The organism is Vibrio sp. 10N.222.48.A3, from assembly GCF_041475345.1.
Taxonomy (GTDB): Bacteria; Pseudomonadota; Gammaproteobacteria; order Enterobacterales; family Vibrionaceae; genus Vibrio; species Vibrio tasmaniensis_A.
The window spans coordinates 1-6,661 of sequence record NZ_JBFRVX010000485.1 but is presented as its reverse complement, the minus strand read 5'-3'; the positions used below and the strand labels follow the sequence as shown (position 1 = coordinate 6,661).

8 protein-coding genes and 1 pseudogene are annotated in these 6,661 nt (G+C 42.8%); all 9 read left to right on the top strand.

Going from position 1 to position 6,661, the window contains the following annotated elements; translation table 11 throughout:
- Window positions 1-984 (top strand): annotated as a pseudogene (locus tag AB4653_RS14370) (inosine/guanosine kinase); the annotation flags it as partial.
- 33 nt (window positions 985-1,017) lie between these two features.
- Entirely contained in the window at window positions 1,018-1,458 is a 441-nt protein-coding gene (locus AB4653_RS14365; protein ID WP_372104529.1) for a response regulator, read from the top strand.
- Window positions 1,459-1,469: 11 nt separating this feature from the next.
- Window positions 1,470-2,297, top strand: a complete 828-nt coding sequence (locus AB4653_RS14360) for a protein-glutamate O-methyltransferase (RefSeq protein ID WP_009848576.1) — start codon at window positions 1,470-1,472, stop codon at window positions 2,295-2,297.
- 255 nt (window positions 2,298-2,552) lie between these two features.
- Window positions 2,553-2,948, top strand: a complete 396-nt coding sequence (gene flgB / locus AB4653_RS14355) for a flagellar basal body rod protein FlgB (RefSeq protein WP_009848575.1) — start codon at window positions 2,553-2,555, stop codon at window positions 2,946-2,948.
- A 4-nt stretch (window positions 2,949-2,952) separates the two neighbouring features.
- On the top strand, window positions 2,953-3,366 hold the full coding sequence (gene flgC, locus AB4653_RS14350; RefSeq protein ID WP_009848574.1) for a flagellar basal body rod protein FlgC: 414 nt from the start codon (window positions 2,953-2,955) through the stop codon (window positions 3,364-3,366).
- A 17-nt stretch (window positions 3,367-3,383) separates the two neighbouring features.
- Complete coding sequence (gene flgD / locus AB4653_RS14345; RefSeq protein WP_009848573.1) at window positions 3,384-4,094, top strand: flagellar hook assembly protein FlgD; 711 nt, start codon at window positions 3,384-3,386, stop codon at window positions 4,092-4,094.
- Window positions 4,095-4,139: 45 nt separating this feature from the next.
- Window positions 4,140-5,444, top strand: a complete 1,305-nt coding sequence (gene flgE, locus AB4653_RS14340; RefSeq protein WP_009848572.1) for a flagellar hook protein FlgE — start codon at window positions 4,140-4,142, stop codon at window positions 5,442-5,444.
- Window positions 5,445-5,713: 269 nt separating this feature from the next.
- The gene (flgF, locus tag AB4653_RS14335) at window positions 5,714-6,463 is read left to right on the top strand and encodes a flagellar basal-body rod protein FlgF (RefSeq protein ID WP_009848571.1); all 750 of its coding nucleotides are present in this window, start codon (window positions 5,714-5,716) and stop codon (window positions 6,461-6,463) included.
- Between the two features lie 21 nt (window positions 6,464-6,484).
- A partial coding sequence (locus AB4653_RS14330) for a flagellar basal body protein (RefSeq protein ID WP_372104526.1) occupies window positions 6,485-6,661 on the top strand: 177 nt, incomplete at its 3' end.

Genomic DNA, 6,661 nt, shown 5'->3' with positions numbered 1-6,661 from the left:
TTGGTGGATATTGAAGCAAAGGTGAGTTCTGAGCTAATCGAAAAATATGGCTTAAGTAAGGGACACTCTTTGGTTATTGGTGATGAAGCTGCTGAATCTTTGTATCAAGAATTAAAAGAACAGTGCCTGATCACTAATGAATACGCAGGTGGCACAATTGGTAATACATTACACAACTACTCAGTATTGGCGGATGACCGTTCAACACTATTGGGTGTAATGAGCCAAGATATTAAAATTGGTAGCTACGGTTACCGCTATTTATGTAATACATCAAGCAGAATGGATCTGAACCATTTACAAGGGGTAGATGGCGCAATTGGTCGCTGCTTTGCATTAATTACAGAAGATGGTGAACGTACTTTCGCAATTAGCGAAGGACAAATGAACCAATTAAAACCAGAAAGCATTCCTGAGAAAATTTTCAAAAGTGCTTCTGCTTTAGTATTAACGGCGTATTTAGTTCGTTGTAAACCAGGTGACCCTATGCCTGAAGCAACAATGAAAGCTATTGAGTACGCGAAGAAATACGATGTACCTGTTGTTTTAACGCTTGGTACTAAATTCGTTATTCAAGATGATCCAGAGTTTTGGAAAGATTTCCTTGAACAACATGTAACCGTTGTTGCAATGAATGAAGACGAAGCTGAAGCATTAACGGGTGAAAGCGATCCTCTAGCTGCTTCAGACAAAGCACTAGATTGGGTAGACTTAGTTCTATGTACAGCAGGCCCTGTGGGCTTGTTTATGGCGGGTTACACAGAAGATGCAGTGAAGCGTGAAACATCATTACCGTTGTTACCAGGCTCGATTGCTGAATTTAACCGTACTATCCAAGCATTCCTCGTAAGCTCTGTAGATAGAATTGTTAATATGCACTGGGAAGCTATTCTTCCACCACCAGATGGTTCAGGTAAAGATAATTACCTAACAGCGGTAACCAACATCGATAATGAATTGGTTGAAATTCTGGATGTTGAAAAGATTCTTGCTGAGATCTCACCTGTTGATGAAACCATGGATAGCAGAATCGCAGAGGAAATTGCAGAAGTTGAACAAGAGAAAGAATTGGTTCGCCGAATCTTGATTGCTGATGACTCGACGGTTGCTCGTAAGCAGGTTCAACGTGCTATAGAATCTATTGGTTTTGAGGTCATTGCTGTCAAAGATGGTAAAGAAGCCTATGAGACTCTGATGAAAATGGCATCGGAAGGCAGTATTTACGATCAAATTTCATTGGTGATTTCAGATATTGAAATGCCTGAAATGGATGGATACACGCTGACTGCTGAGATTCGTCGTCACGCAGAACTAAAAGATTTATACGTAATTTTGCACTCATCATTGAGTGGTGTATTTAACCAAGCCATGGTTGAGCGTGTAGGGGCTAACTCCTTCATCGCGAAATTCAATCCTGATGAGCTTGGTGGCGCGGTTAAAGCTGCGTTAACTAACTAAAAGAGACATTAATGACTGCTATAACAATAAGTGATCAAGAGTATCGCGATTTCAGCCGTTTCTTAGAATCTCAATGTGGCATTGTATTAGGTGACAGTAAGCAGTATTTAGTGCGCAGTCGTTTAAGCCCATTAGTAACGAAGTTTAATGTTGCTTCATTGTCTGATTTGCTAAGAGATGTAGTGACAGGTCGAAACCGTGAGTTGAGAGTGGCGGCAGTGGATGCTATGACGACTAACGAGACACTTTGGTTCCGAGATACTTATCCGTTTGCTGTACTAGCGGATAAACTTCTACCGGAAATAGCGGCAAATAAACGTCCTATCAAGATTTGGTCTGCGGCAAGCTCTTCAGGTCAAGAACCATACTCAATGGCTATGACGATACTTGAGACCCAAGCACGTAAGCCGGGTATGTTGCCAAATGTATCGATTACCGCTACTGATATTTCAGCAAGTATGTTAGATATGTGCCGCACTGGCGCTTATGACAACCTTGCCTTGGGCCGAGGACTTTCTCCTGAGCGCCGTCGCACTTTCTTTGAAGATGCTGGCGATGGTCGTATGAAAGTGAAAGACAACGTTAAGCGAATGGTAAACTTCCGTCCTCAGAACTTGATGGAGAGCTATGCACTGTTAGGCAAATTCGACATTATCTTTTGTCGTAACGTGTTGATTTATTTCTCTCCGGATATGAAGTCAAAAGTACTTAACCAGATGGCAAATAGCCTGAATCCTGGTGGTTACCTGTTATTGGGTGCGTCTGAATCGTTAACCGGCTTAACAGATCGTTTTGAAATGGTTCGCTGTAATCCAGGCATCATCTACAAATTAAAGTAATTAGTGTCACCACTTTAAGGTGCAATATTACTGTCCAAATTTAAAACCCAGCCAAGTGCTGGGTTTTCTTTTTCTCATTTAATCTATATCTTTAAGTCAGAGTGACATTCCAATTTACTCTATTTGTTGGCTTGTATATTGCAAGTTTACCCACGAGTAACCTGTAAAAGTAATGGTCGGCCACTTTATTTTTAAAGTTGGTATATATATTGCTTGGGTTATTTCATAACAGTCAGTTCTTGAGTTGAGGTTTACATGGCTATTTCTTTTGACAATGCTTTAGGCATTCACCAGCACACAGTTGGTGTACGTGAGCGTAACGCTGAGGTGCTTTCCACCAATATCGCGCAAGCTAACACGCCTGGGTATAAAGCAAAGGGATTAGACTTTAATAAATCACTGCAGGCGGCAAGTTCTGGGGCAAGCATTGGTCTTAGCCGAACAGACGGTCGGCATATTTCTGCCTCAACAACGGTGAATGGGGAAACGAAGTATCGAATTCCTACGCAACCTGATACTGGAGATGGCAATACGGTTGATTTGGATTTGGAACGAAATCTTTTCATGCAAAACCAAATTAGGCATCAAGCCTCTCTCGACTTCTTAGGAAGTAAGTTCAAGAATTTAACTAAAGCGATAAAAGGGGAATAACTAGATGAGCTTATTTAATGTATTCAATGTGACTGGTTCTGCGATGAGTGCTGAATCTGTTCGTCTAAATACTACCTCAAGTAACCTTGCTAACGCAGACAGTGTAAGTAGCTCTGCTAAAGACACTTACAAGGCTCGTCACGCAGTGTTTGGCGCTGAGTTAAATCAGGCACGTAATAGTGGTCACACTGTGCCAGTAAAAGTATTAGGTATCGTAGAAAGCGATAAACCGCTGAATGCGGAGTACAACCCAGATCACCCGTTAGCGAACAACGAAGGCTACATCTATAAGCCTAACGTTAACGTTATGGAAGAAATGGCAAACATGATTTCAGCATCACGTGCGTATCAAACAAACGTACAGGTTGCTGACTCGAGTAAACAAATGCTGCTGCGTACGCTGCAGATGGGTCAATAAGGATAAGGAGGTAGCAAATGGCTGGAATCAACAATGTTGGTCAAAGCGGCTTGTCCTATGTTGACCAGCTGAAGAGTCTTCAAGATGGTGCTAAGAAGCCCGATGAAACGACAGGTAAGCAAGATCTTAAACAAGATGACTTCTTATCGTTGTTGACTAAGCAACTTGCACAACAAGACCCTTTTAAGCCGGTTAGCAATGACCAGATGATTGCGCAAATGGCTTCATTTGCGACCGTAGATGGCATTGGCAAAATGAATACACAGTTTGAAAGCTTGAATTCATCAATGACCTCTAACCAAGCACTGCAGGCATCTTCTTTGGTTGGCCGCGATGTATTGGTTCCTGGAGCGGCAGGTGTGAAACAAGGTGATGGCGGTATGGCGTCAATGGTTAAGCTTCCTCAGGCAATGGACAATGTAATGGTCCGTGTTGAGAATGAAGTTGGCCAATTGGTTCGCACTTTTGATATCGGCTCAAAACCATCTGGTGACACGCGTGTTGAGTGGGACGGAAAAGACGAAGACGGTAATCCATTGCCGGCCGGTAAATACAACGTGAAAGCGTCGGGTTTATTGGAAGGTGAGAACACAGAGTTCCAAGTGTCGAGTTATGCGAACGTGAACAGTGTGCTTCTTGGTAAAGGCGATGGCAACGTACTACTCAATCTGGCTGGTTTTACATCGCCAGTACGACTTGCTGAAGTACTAGAAGTTGGTAAAGCGTAGCTCTTTTTAGAGTGATTATGCTAGCTAGATTAGGAGAATATTGGAATGTCATATGTATCTTTAAGCGGTCTATCCGCTGCACAGTTAGACCTGAATACAACCAGTAACAACATTGCGAACGCAAACACATTTGGCTTTAAAGAGTCTCGTGCGGAGTTCGGGGATGTTTACTCAAGCTCGTTGTTCACTAACGCAAAAACGACGCCAGGAGGTGGTGCGCAAGCTAGCCAAGTGGCACAACAGTTCCATGAAGGTTCAAGTATCTATACGAATAACCCAATGGACTTGCGTGTAAGTGGTACAGGTTTCTTTGCAGTATCGAAAGACCGTATGGTGCCAGAGATCAATGAACTAACGCGTAATGGTGCATTTCACCTAAACAAAGACAACTACATGGTTACGGCCAATGATGAGTTTCTTTTAGGTTATGATGTCGATCCAAACTCGGGTGAAGTTCTTTCTTATGCACCAAAGCCTCTCGACATTCCAGCTGAGTTTGGTAAGCCTAAACAGACAGAAAACATTGAAGTAGGGGTTAACCTTCCTGCGAACGGTGATCTTAAAGACCCGGCAACATTTGACTTCAAAGATCCAGATACCTATAACCGTGCAACGTCTTCGACGGTCTACGATTCTATGGGACAGTCTTACAAGTTAACGACTTACTACCTAAAAGATCAGACTCAACCGAATACTTGGCAAACGTACTACACCATGTCAGATGAAACGGGCGAGAAGCCGGTAAATATTACTGGTGGCGACGCGACGAATTCAGCAGGTCATGTTGGTCACACCATGAAATTCAACAATGACGGTACCTTAGCAAGCCTTAACAGTGGTCAGCCAATTCTATCTGATCCTATCGGCGCTGGTGAGAACGCAATTGATTTGAACGGTGCAGATCCGACACAGGTACTTAACTTTGGTCTGGATTCTTCAACTCAGTTTGCCGCTCCATTCGAACTGTCTAGGTTTGATGAAGATGGCGCGACAACTGGTTTCTTAACGAAAATCGATTTCGATGAGTACGGCAGTGTTCTAGGCAGTTACTCAAACGGTGAAAATGTGATACTAGGCCGCGTAGGTTTAGTTCGTGTACCTAATGAGCATGGTCTAGATAAGAAAGGCGGCACTCAATGGGATTCTACTAACGCTTCAGGTGATAAAATCTGGGGTGAATCAAATAAAGGTTCATTTGGTAGTATCAACAATGGCTCACTAGAGCAGTCGAATATCGATATGACTCAAGAATTGGTTGATTTGATTTCTGCTCAACGTAACTTCCAAGCGAACTCTCGTTCTCTAGAAGTACACAACCAACTACAACAGAATATTCTTCAGATTCGTTAATCGTTTCGAGCGTTTGAATCATCTGCGAATACCCAATTCAATGTTATTGAATTGGGTATTGTTGATGAATTACGTATGGCTGTTTGTTTTTCTATTTGCCGCCCCTATTGCCGCCCGGTAATGCCTCTGGCAACAATTCTTCCTCAATGATCCTTTATGGTCAGTTTTTTTTGTTGTTTCTCCGTTTAAGTTTTTGATAAATAACAGTTAAAAATATTGGCATAGTGTTTGCTTTATTAGTTCCAGAAAATGATTTTTGGAGCAAAATTATGGATCGCGCACTGTTTCTTGCCATGAGCGGCGCTAAGCAAAATATGCAGGCTTTGCAGCTGCGTTCGAACAACCTTGCCAATGTAAGTACAACGGGTTTCCGTGCTGATTTAGCACAGGCACGTTCAATGCAAGCGTATGGCGAAGGTATGCCTACTCGTGTTTTCAGCATGACAGAGCGTCCGGGTCATAATTTCGCTCAGGGTAGTGTGGTTACTACAGGCCGAGATCTAGACGTCACCATTCAAGGTGATGGTTGGATTTCAGTTATGGACAACACTGGTCGTGAAGGTTTAACTCGCAACGGTAACCTAAGGGTTGACCAAAACGGTCTACTTACCAACGCAAGTGGCCATTTAGTGCTTGGTGAAAACGACGCACCAATCACGCTCCCAATCCCAATCAGTAAAGTAGAAATTGGTACTGATGGTACGATTTCGGTGATTCCTCAAGGCGCTCCAGCTGAAGAATTAGCCGTAGTTGATCGTATTAAGCTTGTGCGTCCAGATAACCAAAGCTTGTTTAAAGATACGAATGGCCTCTTCCGTTCGAAAAACCCAGATCAGGCATACGAAGCAGATGCAGCGGTAACGTTGCTTAAAGGTGCTATCGAAGGCAGTAACGTAAATGCCGTAGGTGAAATGACCAGCTTAATTGACTTACAACGTCAGTTTGAAATGCAGGTCAAGATGATGAGCACAGCAGAGGAAATGGACAAGTCGTCTGATTCACTGCTTCGTATGAGCTAATAGAATTTTAAGGAAATTACTATGCATCCAGCATTATGGGTAAGTAAAACCGGTTTAGACGCCCAACAAACCAATATTTCAACAATTTCAAACAACCTTGCCAACGCCTCAACCATTGGTTTTAAAAAGAGCCGCGCGGTGTTTGAAGATCTGTTCTATCAGAATATTAACCAACCAGGTGGCCAATCGTCTCAGAAT